Source organism: Rhizobium altiplani (genome assembly GCF_001542405.1).
GTDB lineage: Bacteria > Pseudomonadota > Alphaproteobacteria > Rhizobiales > Rhizobiaceae > Rhizobium > Rhizobium altiplani.
The window spans coordinates 69,576-85,634 of record NZ_LNCD01000042.1 but is presented as its reverse complement, the minus strand read 5'-3'; the positions used below and the strand labels follow the sequence as shown (position 1 = coordinate 85,634).

At 59.9% G+C, this 16,059-nt stretch carries 16 protein-coding genes; 6 read left to right on the top strand and 10 right to left on the bottom strand.

Annotation, left to right across the window (positions count from 1 at the left end; translation table 11 throughout):
• Positions 1–17 precede the first annotated feature (17 nt).
• Positions 18–1,853 (bottom strand): peptide antibiotic resistance protein, encoded by a 1,836-nt coding sequence (locus tag AS026_RS08975; protein ID WP_062369440.1) that lies wholly within the window; start codon positions 1,851–1,853, stop codon positions 18–20.
• Between the two features lie 3 nt (positions 1,854–1,856).
• A complete protein-coding gene (locus tag AS026_RS08970; RefSeq protein ID WP_025658398.1) occupies positions 1,857–2,300 on the bottom strand; it encodes a helix-turn-helix domain-containing protein in 444 nt (147 codons plus the stop codon).
• Positions 2,301–2,764: 464 nt separating this feature from the next.
• Between AS026_RS08970 and AS026_RS08965 the strand changes: the two genes are divergently transcribed.
• Positions 2,765–2,962, top strand: coding sequence for a hypothetical protein (locus AS026_RS08965; RefSeq protein WP_018855520.1), 198 nt, complete (start codon positions 2,765–2,767; stop codon positions 2,960–2,962).
• A gap of 160 nt (positions 2,963–3,122) precedes the next feature.
• Here the strand turns inward: AS026_RS08965 and AS026_RS08960 are convergent, their stop codons facing one another.
• The 3 genes from AS026_RS08960 to AS026_RS08950 form a co-directional block, all read right to left on the bottom strand.
• Complete coding sequence (locus tag AS026_RS08960; RefSeq protein WP_062369439.1) at positions 3,123–3,422, bottom strand: hypothetical protein; 300 nt, start codon at positions 3,420–3,422, stop codon at positions 3,123–3,125.
• A 140-nt stretch (positions 3,423–3,562) separates the two neighbouring features.
• Positions 3,563–4,750, bottom strand: coding sequence for a mannonate dehydratase (gene uxuA / locus AS026_RS08955; protein WP_062369438.1), 1,188 nt, complete (start codon positions 4,748–4,750; stop codon positions 3,563–3,565).
• A 45-nt stretch (positions 4,751–4,795) separates the two neighbouring features.
• Positions 4,796–5,518, bottom strand: a complete 723-nt coding sequence (locus AS026_RS08950; RefSeq protein ID WP_062369435.1) for a GntR family transcriptional regulator — start codon at positions 5,516–5,518, stop codon at positions 4,796–4,798.
• A gap of 209 nt (positions 5,519–5,727) precedes the next feature.
• Here AS026_RS08950 and AS026_RS08945 point away from each other — a divergent pair, with 209 nt between their 5' ends.
• The 4 genes from AS026_RS08945 to AS026_RS08930 are packed head-to-tail and all read left to right on the top strand — an operon-like array spanning position 5,728 to position 9,780.
• Positions 5,728–6,903, top strand: coding sequence for an extracellular solute-binding protein (locus AS026_RS08945; protein ID WP_062369432.1), 1,176 nt, complete (start codon positions 5,728–5,730; stop codon positions 6,901–6,903).
• Between the two features lie 56 nt (positions 6,904–6,959).
• A complete protein-coding gene (locus AS026_RS08940; protein ID WP_037214821.1) occupies positions 6,960–8,060 on the top strand; it encodes an ABC transporter ATP-binding protein in 1,101 nt (366 codons plus the stop codon).
• Positions 8,057–8,935: an ABC transporter permease gene (locus AS026_RS08935; protein WP_018855526.1), complete on the top strand. Its 879-nt coding sequence runs from the start codon at positions 8,057–8,059 to the stop codon at positions 8,933–8,935. Before AS026_RS08940 ends, AS026_RS08935 begins: the two co-directional genes overlap by 4 nt.
• A gap of 2 nt (positions 8,936–8,937) precedes the next feature.
• Positions 8,938–9,780, top strand: coding sequence for an ABC transporter permease (locus AS026_RS08930; RefSeq protein ID WP_018855527.1), 843 nt, complete (start codon positions 8,938–8,940; stop codon positions 9,778–9,780).
• A gap of 57 nt (positions 9,781–9,837) precedes the next feature.
• Here the strand turns inward: AS026_RS08930 and AS026_RS08925 are convergent, their stop codons facing one another.
• On the bottom strand, positions 9,838–10,089 hold the full coding sequence (locus AS026_RS08925; RefSeq protein WP_018855528.1) for a YMGG-like glycine zipper-containing protein: 252 nt from the start codon (positions 10,087–10,089) through the stop codon (positions 9,838–9,840).
• A 219-nt stretch (positions 10,090–10,308) separates the two neighbouring features.
• On the opposite strand from AS026_RS08925, the gene pepT reads away from it, so the two are divergent.
• The gene (gene pepT / locus AS026_RS08920; protein WP_062369430.1) at positions 10,309–11,541 is read left to right on the top strand and encodes a peptidase T; all 1,233 of its coding nucleotides are present in this window, start codon (positions 10,309–10,311) and stop codon (positions 11,539–11,541) included.
• 86 nt (positions 11,542–11,627) lie between these two features.
• On the opposite strand, the gene AS026_RS08915 is transcribed toward pepT, so the two are convergent.
• From AS026_RS08915 to AS026_RS08895, 4 genes are all read right to left on the bottom strand, one after another.
• A complete protein-coding gene (locus AS026_RS08915) occupies positions 11,628–12,074 on the bottom strand; it encodes a helix-turn-helix domain-containing protein (protein WP_062369534.1) in 447 nt (148 codons plus the stop codon).
• A gap of 224 nt (positions 12,075–12,298) precedes the next feature.
• A complete protein-coding gene (locus AS026_RS08910; RefSeq protein ID WP_018855531.1) occupies positions 12,299–12,577 on the bottom strand; it encodes a hypothetical protein in 279 nt (92 codons plus the stop codon).
• A gap of 121 nt (positions 12,578–12,698) precedes the next feature.
• Positions 12,699–13,859 (bottom strand): fumarylacetoacetate hydrolase family protein, encoded by a 1,161-nt coding sequence (locus tag AS026_RS08905; RefSeq protein WP_062369427.1) that lies wholly within the window; start codon positions 13,857–13,859, stop codon positions 12,699–12,701.
• Positions 13,860–14,109: 250 nt separating this feature from the next.
• On the bottom strand, positions 14,110–15,945 hold the full coding sequence (locus tag AS026_RS08895; RefSeq protein ID WP_026371556.1) for an IlvD/Edd family dehydratase: 1,836 nt from the start codon (positions 15,943–15,945) through the stop codon (positions 14,110–14,112).
• Positions 15,946–16,059 lie beyond the last annotated feature (114 nt).

The following is a 16,059-nucleotide window of genomic DNA, read 5'->3' as shown; positions in this document are numbered from 1 at the left end:
GTTTCCTTTCGTTGGTGTCAAAATCCAGCTTTCAAAAGGCCTTCTCTGTAGAGATCCTTCTGCCATTGTTCCTTGAACGGAATGACAGAAAGCCATTTTTCCAGGTCGAAGACCGGGTTGAGCGCTTGCGCACGCTGCCGATAAAACTGGGCCCGCCTGCGATCGCCAATCATTGCACAACTCGCAGCAGCAATGCGGTAAGCCGGCTCCTTGTCCTTCATGGCTTCCACATAGGCAATGGCGTCGTTGTAGCGCTCGAGGAAGTAGCTCGCGCCTGCGGCACACCAAAGATAGCTGTCAGGCGAAATGGGATTGAGCGAGATCGCCTTCTCGATCTTGGCCAATGCCTCCTTGGGACGCGAGGCATGAACCAGTGTGTCGGCGTGGCTATAGATCACGTCGGCGAAATGAGGGCTCAACTCTTCCGCGTGGCTGAGCGCCGCCACGCTCTGATCGACGTCGCCGAGATAGAGTTTTGTTACGCCGAGTTCGCGATAGCCGCCGGCGAAAGCTTCGTCCCGCTCGATGGCTTTCAACGCACTCTGTTCAGCAAGGCCCAAGAGCTCCTCGTTACCCTGCGCCGTCACCAGCCATTCGCTGGTGTAAGTCCGCGCCAGGCCGGTAAACGCCGGTGAAAAATCCTTATTGTATTTCAACGCCTCCTTGAAGGCCGCTCTCGCCCTGCGAATGTGCGGCAAGGTCAGCTTGCCCATCAGGCTCGCGCCGACAAGGTAGGAGTGATACGCCTGCGGGTTCGCCTCCAGGCTAAGCCGGGCTTCCTCATTCCTGGCAAGTTCATCCACGACGGATAATGACAAGTGCTGGGCCATGAGCCGTCGCTGGGTTGGCAGCGTCGCCGCGGTCATTGGAAATCGCACGGCCCAGATGATTTCGTCCGTCGGGAAATAGACCAGTTGCGCATAGAGGCCTTCGCCCGAAAATCGTGTATCGAGAAGATAGGAGATCGAGTGGCGGGCAATCATGGCCGCCTTGTCAGAGTCACGACGGATTTGCTCCGCAGTGTGAGGCGCAACGATGGAAATGTTTCGGAGGCCGCAAAGCTCGATCGTCACATCTTCGATCAGCGCGGCGGCAAGCGACAGACCAACGACGTTACCCTGGGAAGTTGGCGGAAGCAGAACCAGCCGCGGCAGGCTCGAAGCGACCCGAAGCTCCGCCTCAGGAGTGGTCCCATTCTGCGCCTCTGCCGACACGAAATAGCTTCTCGCTTGGCGTTCGCCCCGAGGCAGTACGTCCGGGTCGGCTACTCCCGGCAGCCCGCGCAGGATCGCCCGGATCTGCTCATCGGCCGGGTCCTGTTCCAGGAGCTGTAAAGCAGCGCCCGACACGGCGCGATAATCGTCGGCACACTGAGCAGCCGAGCCCGCATCGAGGAGCGTCTGGCGCAACTTGGCCCTATGGCTTCGCTGCTCCCGCGCGATCCAGTTGTCCACCGCCTTGCTGGCTGAGCGAACATTGCCGACGAATTCACGCTGAAGCAGATCGCTACTCGCTTTCAGCCTGTCCATCGGCGATTTTGCCTCATCGAGTATTTCAATATCAACGGTCAGGAGTTCCGCCCGCAGTTCGACGGAGGCCGAGGTGATCCGAAGTGGCGCGGCAACGCTGTCATCGATTTGTCGAATACGGGAAATCAGCTTTCGCAGATTGAGACCGGCCTGATCGGCTTCGGCATCCGACCACAGAAACGAAGCCACCTCCTGGCGTGTGAGCGCATGACCCTTGCACGTGAAGAGATACGCCATCGTCAACAGTGCCTTGGCGGGATAGCCGACTGCATTGCCCGCTTCATCTGTCAGCCGCAGTTCGCCAAATGTCTGGAGGTGCAGCACCGCCTATCCTCGTGTTTCGTCCGCGCGTTCCCAGCCCTCATGCGAATCCGTGACCGACTGCGAGGAGCCAAGGCTCCTTGCAAGCGCCAACAGCTTTCTACGAATGTTCGGATCTTCGATCGCGATAAAGGCGCGCGTTAGCGCCAACCCCTCCTTCGAGGCGATGAAATGCGCAACTTCATCGGTCTCAGCGCTCAACTGCAGACCTGCCGTATGCGCCCCCTCTTCATCGAAAAAGAAGCCAATAGGCACGCCAAGGACCTCCGCAATCCGCTGCAGCCGGCTCGCACCTATGCGATTGACACCTTTTTCGTATTTCTGGAGCTGTTGAAACGTAATCCCAAGCGACTCTGAAAGGCTAACCTGGCTCATGCCAAGTAGCTTCCGCCTCAACCTGACACGCTCGCCCACATAGGCATCAATGGCGTTTGGAGTCTTGGCCTTCATAGCGCTCACCGTTTCCTCGTGTCAGACTGGCATTATCTTTGAACTCTGAAAAAATACAACCGAGAGTAAATTATTTCAAGAAGCTAATTGCTGATCGCCCAAATTTTTCGACCGCCGTTGCGAATTTATCCCTGTTGCGCAAATGCGACCAAGGTCAAAGCGGTCCAGCAACAGTATTGATGCAGCACAACACTGACCCTGGGCGGTACATATTTTTGGCGATTCAATTTATGGTCGTGTCACGTCGATTTCACGAGCCGCTTTGAACTTTTGCGACTATGGTCGAGGCACGGTTAAGTTGAAGCTTCGATCGCCGATCGCTCCAGCGGAGATGATTGGTGGCAAAGCCATTTCGCTGAACTGAGCGATGGGTGGGCGTCTTCGACAGCGTCTCGGTTGTCAACAGGTGCACCGCTTAACCAATGTCAGCATTCAACACAGATCAAGAACGACCGGAGAGGGCAATGGAACTACGTCCTATAGTAATCAGTCACGCTGACAGGCTTTCCGCCTGCAGGGAGAAGATCGAGCAAGCCGTCTATCTGATCATCCAGGGCGACAAACTCGACGGCTTTTCATCGACGGAAATCGCAATGGCAATCGCCGATATTGCCGACGACTACATCCTTGCCGCCTCCAGAAAGCGCGCAGCGACACACTGATGGAGCGTGGGACACCTGGCTCCGGGGAGCCGGACAACACGCCCTATCGGTCGCGCACCAGGCCGCGGCCAGGAGAGCCGCGGCCGGCTGAAACCGACCAGAGTCCGATCAGAAAACGGAAGCCTCCGAGGAACGGCAAGGCTCCCGATTCTGGTCTTGACTATTGCGGTGTCGTGCCGCCGGTCGAAGGATTGGCCGGGGCTGGCGTTGCCGGCTCACTTGACGGCGCGGCGGGCGCTACCGGCGGCTTCACCGGCTGAGTTTCAGTCGTCGAAGCCGTCGGGGTCATGTCGGTACCCGGCCGGTCGAACCATTCCGTGATAGCAAACGCCGCAACGAGGATCACAGCGATCGCGGCAACCCATCCGATCCAGGCACTCGAGCTGCGACGCACCGGTGGCGTGCGCAGATCGTGATCCGTGTCGGGATTGCGGTTGGGATCATTGGGGTCGTACGTCATGTCGTTTCTCCTCTCTGCAAGAAGAGAAATGAGCCGTGCCCAAGTTTGTTCCCGATGCGGGAGATGCCGCGCGCGGGACGATCAGCCGTTTCACCCCGCAACAAGCGCTTGAAAAGATCCTCAACGTGATGCGGCCACCGTCACGACGGCGCCGCCCCCAGCGCATGGAGAATGCCGCGGAGTTCGGCCAGACCGCGCAGACGCCCGATTGCCGGGTAGCCTGGCGTCACGTTCTTGTTGAGATCGTCGAGCATGCGATGACCATGGTCGGAACGGAAAACGATCGTTTCGTCTGCCTGACGCCGCCGGTCCTCCGCGACAAGCTCCTTCAGGACGGCGACCATATCAACATCACCCTCCAGATGGGCGCTCTCATGGAAGGTACGGCCGTCGCCCTCACGCCTGGTTGCCCGCAGATGCGCGAAATGGATCCGGGCGGCAAAGCGCCGGGCAATTGCGGCCAGGTCGTTGTCTGCACGAACACCGAGGCTGCCGGTGCAATAGCACATGCCATTTGCCTTAGAGGGCACGGCATCGAAGAGTGCGGCATAGTCATCCGCGGTAGATGCAATACGCGGCAGGCCAAACAGCGAGCGCGGCGGATCGTCGGGGTGCAGCGTCAGCTTCACGCCACGCGCTTCGGCAGCCGGTGTCACTGCTTGAAGGAATTCAATGAGGTGCTGGCGCAGCCTGGGGGCATCGATCCCAGCATAGGCGGCGAGCTTTTCGCGGAACTGCGGGATCGTCAATGGCTCGGTCGTAGAGCCGGGCAGGGCAGATGTGATGATCCGGGTGATCTCCGCAATTTCGCTTTCGCTCATCGTGTCGAACACTTCACGCGCCCGCGCCGCATCCTCGGCGCTGTACTGTTCCTTTGCACCTGCGCGCTGTAGGACAAACAGATCGAAGGCAGCAAACTTCTCGTGATCGAAGCGCATGGCGGTGGCGCCGGTATCGATCACATGGTCGAGTTCGGTGCGCGTCCAGTCGACGACGGGCATGAAGTTATAGCAAACAATTGGAATACCGCAGGCGGCAACAGCTTCCAGGCTGGCAATCCAGGCCTCGATTTCCGCCTTTGCCCGCCCGCCATTGCGCTTGACCGCATCGGGTATGGGGATGCTCTCGACGACGGACCATGTCAGGCTCGAGCGCCCAGCCGGCGTGGTTTCGATCATCGCCTGCCGCTCACGCACTTCAGCCTCAGTCCACGCGCGGCCGATCGGAACCTGATGCAGGGACGAAACAATATTCGTCGCTCCGGTCTGGCGCACCTCATCGAGTGTCACCGGAGCCTCAGGCCCAAACCATCTCCAACCCTGGCGCATGCACTTCCTCCTTGGGATCGTCTTTGTCGTTGTCCGCTGATTGGCTCAGCAGAAGTAATCTGGATACTGCGTTCGAAGTTCGGCGACATCGGGTATGACGGCGCTGAGGTGATGCATCATTGCCGCGCGCGCTGCTTCGAGGTCATGGGCGGCAATCGCATCGCGAATAAGTTGGTGTTCGTGCACGACATTGTCCATCCGGCCAAGAACCGGCAACGTCAGCCGACGCGCCCTGTCGATCTGCACCTTGACCGTCTTGAGGATCGTCCAGATCCCGGGATATCCAGCAATGCTGGCAATCGCCTCGTGGAACGCCTCATCCTCTTCGTGAAAGGCCGAGGGGTCGCCGAGTGCGGCCAGTGATCTCTGTCGTGAGATGATGCCATCCAGGCGACTGATATCGGCAGCTGTCGCGATCTCGGCTGCACGTTCCACCGTGGTACCCTCAAGCGACTTGCGAACGACGACTGCCTCCGGGATGGCCGCGACGGGCACGCGCGACACGACGGTGCCCGATTGCGGATAGATATCGACAAGCCCGCCTTCCGACAGTCGAAGCAGCGCCTCACGCACAGGTGTGCGGCTGACGTTGAACTCTTCGGCAATGCGCTTTTCCTGCAGTTGCATTCCCGGTGGCATACGCAGAGCAAGAATGTCGGCGTAAAGCCTGTTGTAGATGGCATCTGCGGTCGTCACGCGACGAAGCTTCGCCGGCCTCTCGGCCTCGGAAGGCAAGGTCGCGGGAATGGAAACAACTGTTGCCTGCATTACGTGCGGCCCTGACATTGACTCGTTCGTGAATACTAGTATATCAATTTATCGCGACTGCCAAGCTGCACCTGGAGGAATGGTGTTTTCGGCAATCATTTCAGATGGTTCACGCATCTAAGAGAAGGTGCCGATCCCTGCAACGATCGGTTCGGGGACGCGCAGCACCACGTTTTGCGGTGCCCGGCAACAAGAGGAGGAGAAACAATATGAAAGTCACCCGCAGAACATTTGTCGGCACCGCCGCAGGCGCCGCCGTCGCGAGCATGCTGCCGTTGAAGGTCTTCGCGCAGGCCAAGAAGCCGGCAAGTCCAGTGACCATCACGATCGCGGATGTCGCCGGCAACCTCGCGCTCACGCAGGGCATGTTCGAGGCCTATGCCGCGGAGAAGCCGGAATGGGTCACGAGCTTCGCCTTCACAAAGGCACCGGCGCCGGAACTCCCTGGCAAGATCAAGGCGCAGCAGGCAGCCGGCAAGGTCGATATCGATCTCGTCCTGACAGGCACGGATGCACTTTCGGCCGGCCTCGACCAGGGACTTTGGATCGATCTCGGAGCGCACAAGTCCGAGCTTCCCAACCTCGAGCAAATCCTGCAGCCGCAGGCCTTCAAGATGCAGGCCCTTGCCAAGGATCAGGGCGTCGTCGTCACCTATTACCCGTCCGGTCCCCTCATCGAATATATGCCGGACAAGGTGCCCACGCCGCCAAAGTCGGCGCAGGAGCTGCTTGACTGGGCGAAGGCCAACAAGAATCGCTTCATCTACGCTCGCCCGGCCAATTCCGGCCCCGGCCGCACCTTCCTCATGGGCTTGCCCTATCTGCTCGGCGACAGCGACCCGCGTGATCCCGCCAAGGGCTGGTCAAAGACGTGGGACTATCTCGCAGCACTCGGCGAACACATCGAATACTATCCGACCGGCACTGGCCAGGTGATGAAGGAGCTTGGCGAGGGGACGCGCGACATCGTCGTCTCGACGACCGGCTGGGACATTAACCCCCGCGCGCTCGGCATCGTTCCGGCTGAAGCGAAGGTGCAGAAGCTCGATGGCTTCCATTGGGTCACCGACGCCCACTACGCAGTGGTCCCGAAGGGCGTGTCCGACGAGAAGATCGGCGTGCTGATCGACGTTCTCAACTACATCCTGCAGCCCAAGCAGCAGGCAATCGCCTACGACGCCGGCTACTTCTATCCGGGTCCGGCCGTCAAGGACGTCACCATTGATATGGCGCCGCAGGAAAGCCAGGACACCCTCAAGGAATTCGGTCGACCGGAATATGCCGACTGGATCGCCAACAATCCCCTGGAGGTTCCGCTGGAGCCGAAGCAGTTGGTCGAAGCCTTCCGCATTTGGGACGAGAAGATCGGCGCCAAGAAGGGCTGATCGAAGAACATCAGCCGGCCGGGATTTCGTCCCTGGCCGGCCACCTCATTCTGCAGATGGAGATTGGTTTGACCTCGGTATCGAATGCCGCAGCATCGACGCGCAAGAACGCGCGCCTGGAACTCGACGGAATGCGTCGCGCCTTCGGGGCGTTCAACGCCTTGAATGGCATCGATCTTGCGATCGAGCCCGGCGAGTTCGTGGCGCTGCTTGGTCCATCCGGCTGCGGCAAGTCGACCGCGCTGAACTGCATTGCCGGCTTGCTCGCACTGACGGGTGGCGAAATCCGCCTTGGTGGCACGCGCATAGACCAGCTCGAACCGGAGCGCCGCGGCTTTGGGATGGTTTTCCAGAGCTACGCCCTGTTTCCACACATGACTGTCCGAAAGAACGTCGGCTTCGGGCTTGCCATGCAGGGCATAAAGGGTCCCGAGGCCGACCAGCGCGTTCGCGATGCCTTGGCCCTGGTTCGCCTCGAAAGCCAAGCCGACAAATTGCCGGGCCAGCTCTCTGGCGGGCAGCAGCAGCGCGTCGCAATCGCGCGCGCCATTGTCATTCGCCCGCCAATCGTCCTGATGGACGAGCCGCTATCCAATCTCGATGCAAAGCTCCGACTTGAGATGCGCGCCGAAATTCGCGGTATTCACGACCAGATCGGGTCCACCACCATCTATGTCACGCATGACCAGGACGAGGCGCTGTCGCTTGCCGACCGTATCGTGGTCATGAGCCAGGGTCATATCGAGCAGATCGGTTCGCCCCAGGATCTCTACCAGCGGCCGGTCAACGTTGATGTCGCCGACTTCATGGGCTTCAGAACCCGTGTTCCGGGCCGCATTACGCGCGTGTCCGGCGATGAGGCTGAGATCGAGGTCGCCGGTGCTCGCCTCGTCGGCACGATGCGTTCGCCCCTCAAGGCAGGTGATGCAGCCATCCTGTCCGTCCGTCCGGAAGATCTTGTCGCGTCCAACGGCGAGGGGATCGCCGCCACCGTCAGCAGCATGGAGTATCGCGGACGCGCATTTTTCGGCATGGCGCGGGCAGGCGACGGTTCGGAACTCTATTTCCGGGCGGATGAGCCGCTCGGCCGCGGCGCATCGACGAGGCTTCAGCCGGTTGCCGGTCGAGCCCTGGTCTTTTCGGGGGCGGCGGGATGAACCAGCCCTCGCTGCAAACTCGACTTGCCGCTCGGGGGCTTGACGGCACGACGCTGCTGCTTCTGCCAGGCCTGATCTTCATGATCGCGCTGTTCGTCTACCCCTTCCTCTATGGCCTGGCCGATTCCCTCATGCCGAAAGAGGGCGCCTGGTATGCCAACTACACGAAATTCTTCAGCGATCCGTTCCAGTACCAAACGATCGCTGCGACCATGTGGCTTGCCCTGCCGGTAACCATAATCAACCTCGCATTCGCGGTGCCGGTTGCCCTGCGCGTGCGCCTGATGCGCCGACAGCGCCTGCTGACGACGATTCTCGTCTTGCCGATCACCCTTGGCACGGTCTTCGTGGCCGACGGACTGCTGACCTTTCTCGGACCGCGCGGCTGGTTCAATCATACGCTCCTGCTGCTCGGCATCCTCGACACTCCCGTGAAGCTGACGAACAATTACTGGGGCGTCTTTGCCTCGCTGCTGATCACCGGCTTTCCGTTTGCCTTCCTGCTCACGCTGTCCTACGTCACCGGTATCGATCCCGCGATTGAACAGGCAGCCGCAACATTGGGCGCAGGGCCACGGCAGCGCTTCTTCCGCGTCTTCCTGCCGCTTCTGGTTCCGGGCCTAGCCGTCACCTTTTGCCTTGCCTTCGTCCAGGCCTTCGCTGTCTTTCCCTCCGCCGTGCTTCTGGGTGCGCCGGCAGGGCCGACGCGTGTCATCTCCATTGCCGCCTATCAGGCCGCCTTCGAGCAATATGATCATTCGCTCGGTTCGGCGATCGCCCTCATCATGGGTGCCGTGGAGCTCGCTGTCGTGCTGGCGGTTCTCGCCATACGCTCACTCTTCTACCGCGGCCCCGCCGGCGGCACGAAAGGCTAATCATGATCCGAGATCAGGGCCTCACCTCGAAGATCTGGCGTTTCGCCATTTGGGCGCTAGCCATCCTTTTTGTGCTAAACCTGCTTGCCGTCATCGCAGCCGTCATTGTCAATTCGTTTGCGACGCGCTGGCTTGGCACATGGCTGCCGGCCGGCTGGACGACACGCTGGTACTTCAGTGCCTGGAAGGAATTTCAGCTCTCCAGTGTCGTTCTCGTCACCTTCGAGATCGTTTTCACCGTCGTCATCATTTCCGGAATTCTGGGCGTCACGACCGCCTATGCGCTTGCGCGGCGCAACTTTCCCGGAAAGGGTCTTGTCGTCCTGCTGTTCCTGTTGCCGTTGCTGATCCCGCCGCTGACCTACGGTATTCCGCTCGCAACCGTTCTCTATCGGCTCGGCCTCGGCGGCACATTCTGGGGTGTCGTGCTGATCAACATCGTGCCTTCGCTGCCCTTTGTGGTCCTGGTGATGATCCCCTTCATCGAGCAGATCGACCCGCGTATCGAAGCGGCAGCCCGCGTGTTCGGTGCAGGAACGACGAGCCTCTTTCTGCGGATCTTGCTACCGCTGCTCCTGCCGGGAATGCTGGCTGCCTTGCTTTTGGTTCTGGTTCGAACCATCGCGATGTTCGAGCTCACCTTCCTGATTGCCGGCCCCACGACCCAAACACTCGTCGTCTCCCTCTACTATGCGGTCTTTGCGTCAGGCGTCCGGGCGGGCCAGTCCATCGATGCGATGGCGGTGGTCTACATGGTCACGACACTGTTCTGGCTGGTTCTTGCGCTGCAGTTCGTCAACCCGACGCAGATCGTCGCGCGGGCAAAACAACAAAGTGCCCACTAGCGAGCGCATGATGGAAATGACCGCCTCTTGAGGAGGAGGCGGTCATCGGGCATGCGCCTAGCAGCGCGCCTCATACCTGCGGCCATACCGGTCACGATAGACACAGTAGCCGCGATGCTCGGTGGAGCGTCCAATCAGGGCACCCGCCACGCCGCCGGCCACGGCACCAATGGCCGCACCTTCCCAGCTATTGCTGACTGCACCGCCGATGATGGCTCCCGAACCGGCGCCGATCGCCGTTCCCTTCTCGGTCGCGGTGCACGAGGCCAACGCGCCCATAAATGCACCAACAAGGATAATTTTTCTCATCTTCCACTCCAACCGTAATAGATTTTTGCGTTACGGCGTAGAAACTAAGTCGGACGTCTCAAGGTTCCATCGGACTAAGGTCTGACATTGGCATTCGCTGGACGGCAGGACCCCGGTCTTTCGCCAACCTGCGGTCGAACATGGGCGTCGAAGGCCACTATTCAAGACCTGTCTGGGAAGGCTATACCCGTGCGTCGCCAAACACAAACCGGAGCCGCCATGACCGACACTGTCCTCGATCGTTTCCTCCGCTACGTCGTTATTGACACTCAATCGGATGCGGGATCACCAACACAGCCGTCGACAGCCAAGCAGAAGGAGCTGGGTCGATTGCTCGTGAACGAGTTGCTGGAGATTGGCGTGTCCGATGCTCACCTCGACGAGCATGGCTATGTCTATGCGACCATTCCGTCGAATACCGACAAGACAGTCCCGGTCATTTGCTTCTGCTCGCACATGGACACGGCACCAGATTTCACGGGAACGAATGTGAGGCCAAAAGTCCTGCACAACTATGGCGGCGGCGACATCAAGCTCTCCGGCGACCAGAAGCAGGTCATTCGCGTTACTGAGAATCCGGCGCTCAATGACCAGATCGGCAACGATATCGTTACAACCGACGGGACGACGCTGCTCGGTGCCGACGACAAGGCCGGCATCGCCGAAATCATGACGGCGGCGCAAATCCTGATGGACAATCCCGACATCAGGCACGGAACGATCAAGCTGCTTTTCACGCCCGATGAGGAGATCGGTCGCGGCGTTGACAAGGTCGACCTGACCAAGCTTGCTGCGCAGTTTGCCTATACGATGGATGGGGAGACAGCCGGGCACATAGAAGACGAGACGTTCTCGGCCGACGGTGTCGAAATTGCCATCGAGGGCGTCGCCATCCATCCAGGCTTTGCCAAGGGAAAGATGGAGAACGCCATCAAGATCGCCGGTGCGATCATAGATCGGTTGCCCAGGAATATCGCACCGGAAACGACCGACGGTCGGGAAGGCTTCATCCATCCGACCGGTCTGAGCGGATCGATGGAAAAGGCGGCTATCAGCCTCATTGTCCGGGACTTCGAAGAACGTGGCCTCGCCGACAAGGAGAAGCGTCTCGAAGCAATCGTGCGGGAGGTGATGAAGGACTATCCCGGCTCGTCTTACACGTTCGCCGTCAAGCAGCAGTATCGCAACATGAAGGTGGTTCTCGATCGCCACCCGCAGATTGTCGAAAACGCCATCGAAGCGATCCGCCGTGCCGGAATGTCGCCGGTTCGCGGCAGTATTCGAGGCGGAACAGACGGTTCGCGTCTCTCGTTCATGGGACTGCCATGTCCGAACATATTTGCTGGCGGGCACGCCTTCCACTCACCACGCGAATGGATCAGCAGGCAGGACATGGAAAGGGCCGTCACCACTCTGGTTGAGCTTGCAAGGGTTTGGGAAGAGCGAGCATGAGTTGCCCGACCGCCCGAACAACGCACGGGGATGACAGGCGGAATTGCATCTTGCCGACCGGCCCTACATCGCCTGAGCCTGATTGCTCAGGCGAAGGTTTCGCCGTGTTTTCCTCGCTCACCTGATACGTCACGCCCTTCCTGCGCCTGCGCCATGGCCTTGACCAGGGCGACGATCTTTTCGCGCAGCTGCGTATCGGTGATCTTCAGGAACGCGCGGTTAAGTGCGAGCCCCTCCTTCGAATGCAGGAATTCGGCGACGGGGTCAGCCGCGACATTCGTCTCAACCAGCCTCACTGGCTCGGATTCGTTCTGTTGGAAGAAGAAACTCGGCGACGTACTCAGGACCTCGGCGATCCGTTGCAGCCGGCTTGCACCGATCCGGTTAAGACCCTTCTCGTATTTCTGCACCTGCTGGAACGTAACACCGATCTGGTCGGCTAGCCTTTCCTGACTGAGACCTAGGAGTTGCCTGCGCATCCTCACGCGAGAACCGACATAGGTATCGATGGCATTTGGTGTCTTTGCATTCATCATACGCGTTTCCATGACCGGGCCGGCGTGGCGATCATCGCTCGATCTCCGGTATAGCACTCCCATAAATGTGTATTAGGCATGGGCCAAATTCAATTGGTAGTTCTTCCTAGTTGGGTAATATCATCTGACAAGAATGTGACTCCAGCCTGAACATGCGGCAACCGCTCGCTCACAACTGCCGCCATGCTACGGCCTCCGCTAAACCCCCGTGTCAACATTGCTCACCGGTTGAAGCGAATTGGTCGGAACTCCCTGTGGACGATCTTCAACGACCTGTCGGGCTGTATCATGTAGGTTTCATCCACTTGTCGACCCCACTGATCTATGAAGTTGTGGGGGAACGTCGATCCGGGCGGGGATTTCGTCAGCTTGGTGCGTGGCTGACCGCCATAGGTGACACTGCCGGGGATCGGCTCGAGGCCGGGCGATGAAAAATCCTTCGCAGCCGTGCATGCAGCAAGAAGGAATGCTCCAACCAGTACAAGCGCTCGCTTCTTCATGGCATCCTCAACGCTTCGGCCCTGTTTTAGAAGCATATATGTGATCAGTTGCGCCGGAACAGGTAGCCAGCCCGTCCGGCGCAAGATTTCAGCGGCGCCTGCCGCAGCGCGTCTTCAAAACCTAGAGCAGATCGCGCCTTGCAAGGCTTGCCATCAGGGCCGTGATCCCGAAGCTCCAGGGTGGGCACTCGGTCGAAAGCCTCACCGTGTTGACGAGCGAGCCGAGACCCGCCGAAGAGATTTCGACGACGTCGCCAACCTTGTGGGTGAAGCCCTGATTCGGCGCATCGCGATCCTGCGTTGGGGCAAACAGCGTTCCCAGAAACAGCATGAAGCCATCCGGATACTGATGATGGGCGCCGCAGGTCTGCTTGACGAGGTCAGTCGGGTCGCGGCTGATCTTCGACATCGAGCTCTTGCCGTGCAGGACGAAACCGTCTGTCCCGGTAACCTTGAGGTCGAGCTCCGCGTTGCGCACGTCATCGAGGCCAAAGGTCTCGTCGAACAGACGGATGAACGGGCCGATCGAGCAAGAAGCATTGTTATCCTTCGCCTTGCCGAGCAGAAGCGCCGAGCGGCCCTCGACGTCGCGCAGATTGACGTCGTTGCCAAGCGTTGCACCCCTGATGTCACCGCGACTATTCACGGCAAGCACGATCTCGGGTTCGGGATTGTTCCAGGTCGAGATCGGATGCAGACCGACATCGGCACCCCAGCCGACAGAAGAAAGCACCGGCGACTTCGTAAACACCTCGGCGTCGGGCCCGATGCCGACCTCGAGATATTGTGACCACATGCCTTCCTCGATCAACGCCTGCTTGACCTTGGCGGCTTCCGGCGACCCGGCCTTCAGGTTGTTGAGGCTACCGCCGATGAGCGTGCTGACGCGTTCCCGGATGGCTGCTGCACGATCCGGGTTTCCAGCGGCCTTCTCCTCGATGACCCGCTCGATCATCGACTGGGCAAACGTCACGCCGCAGGCCTTGATAGCCTGAAGGTCAGCCGGGGCGAGCAGATGGACGCGCGACAGGTCGGGCGTGCCGATGCCCGAGGAAGCGATCTCTTCCAGCGTGCCGAGCATAGGGCCTTGTGCACTACGCACTACTGCTGCGGTGTCGGCCTGCTCCAGAAGTGCGCTCAGTGTCGGCACGGCCTTGGAGGTGATGTCGACCACTTGGCCATCCCGAACCACCACGACGCTCGGCCCTTGGACACCAGGGTTCCAGGCGCGGCCTACAAACAAGCCGCCGGCGGCAGCAGAGTCCAGAAGATTATAAGACATCGTCATGTTCCGTCACGCGAGCGATGGACGCGCTCAAAATGAAAAACGAACCGGCCGCCCTCCAACCCAGCGGCCGCGAAAATCGATCACAATCGGTGCCTGACGACAAGGTCAAAACCGAGGATTCTCGACCTCCGGAAACGCAAATGGACGAGACGCGAAAGGACGCGATGCCGGAGACAGCGTCGCGCCCATTGTACTCGATCAGACTGTCTTCGGCGCCACGCGCTCTCGCCCGCGCGCCGACGACTTAGTGGTTATCGCGCGGAATGCCCTTCGTCTGAGCGATACGCTGATACTTGACGGCAGGCTCGAGCACGGCACCGGTTTCCATCTGACCAACGCAGGCACGCTGCATTTCCTGCCAGGGCGTCTGGCTTTCCGGATAGACGTAGCCCCCGGCCGCTTCGAGCGCCTTGCGGCGTTCGGCGAGCTCCTCGTCGCTGATGAGGATGTTGGCGCTCCCCTTCTTGAGATCGATACGAACCTGGTCGCCGGTCTTGAGGAGCGCAAGCCCACCGCCGGCTGCCGCTTCTGGCGAAGCGTTGAGGATGGAGGGCGATCCGGACGTCCCGGACTGGCGACCATCGCCGATGCAGGGCAGGGAACTGATCCCCTGCTTCAGGAGGTAGTCCGGAGCGCGCATGTTGACGACTTCGGCCGCACCCGGATAGCCGATCGGGCCGGCGCCGCGCATGAAGAGGACCGTCGAAGCGTCGATCGCCAGTGACGGATCGTCGATGCGGTGATGGTAATCTTCCGGTCCGTCAAAGACGACAGCGCGGCCAACAAAGGCTTCCGGATCATTCGGGTTGGAGAGATAACGCTGACGGAACTCGGGCGAGATCACGCTCGTCTTCATGATTGCCGACGAGAAGAGGTTGCCGCGAAGGACGCGGAACCCGGCGCGCTCCTTAAGCGGACGCTCGAACGGGCGAATCACCTTGTCGTCTTCGATCGTCGCGGTGGTGTAATTCTCGCCAACAGTCTTGCCGTTGACGGTCATTGCGCCGGTGTTGAGGAGGTTATGCTTGATCAGTTCGCCCATGACAGCGGGAACGCCACCGGCGTGATAGTAGTCCTCGCCGAGATATTCGCCAGCCGGCTGCAGGTTGACGAGCAGCGGGATTTCCTCGCCGTAGGTCTGCCAATCGTCGACCGTGAGTTCGACGCCGATGTGGCGGGCAAGTGCGTTGAGATGGATCGGAGCATTGGTGGAGCCGCCGATCGCGGAGTTGACCTTGATCGCGTTGATGAAGGCTTCCTTGGTCAGGATGTCGGAAGGCTTCAGATCTTCCCGAACCATTTCAACGATTCGCAGGCCGGTTTCATAGGAAACTTCCTGACGGTCACGATAGGGGGCCGGAATGGCCGCGCCGCCCGGCAACTGCATGCCAAGTGCTTCGGCAAGCGAGTTCATCGTGGTTGCCGTGCCCATCGTGTTGCAATATCCGGTCGAGGGCGCGGAGGATGCGACGAGCTTGACGAAGCCCTGATAGTCGATTTCGCCACGCGCCATCATTTCGCGTGCCTTCCAGACAATCGTACCCGAGCCCGTGCGTTCGCCGCGGAACCAGCCGTTCAACATCGGGCCGACCGACAGCGCGATCGCCGGAATGTTGACGGTTGCCGCGGCCATCAGACAGGCCGGTGTCGTCTTGTCGCAGCCGATGGTCAGAACGACGCCGTCAAGCGGGTAGCCGTACAGAACCTCGACGAGACCGAGATAGGAAAGGTTGCGATCGAGGCCGGCCGTCGGGCGCTTGCCGGTTTCCTGGATCGGGTGGACCGGGAACTCGATGGCGATACCGCCAGCGTCACGGATGCCTTCGCGAACGCGCTTGGCGAGTTCGATGTGGTGACGATTGCACGGCGACAGGTCAGAGCCCGTCTGTGCGATACCGATGATCGGGCGACCCGACTGCAGCTCTTCCTGGCTGAGACCGAAGTTCATGTAGCGCTCGAGGTAGAGCGCGGTCATGTCGGGATTTGCGAGATTGTCGAACCAGGCCTTCGAGCGAAGCTGGCGCGATCCGTCCTGCTCTTGAACTGCGTTCTGATTCGGGGAAGGTGTCTTCTCAACCACGATGAATTTCCTTGCTTTGACGCCGTTGTTGTCATGCACTTAGCTGATCGATACAGGAATGTATAATCAGTCTTTCGCATTTTGATATGCAAATCCCTTATATCAAGTGAGGCA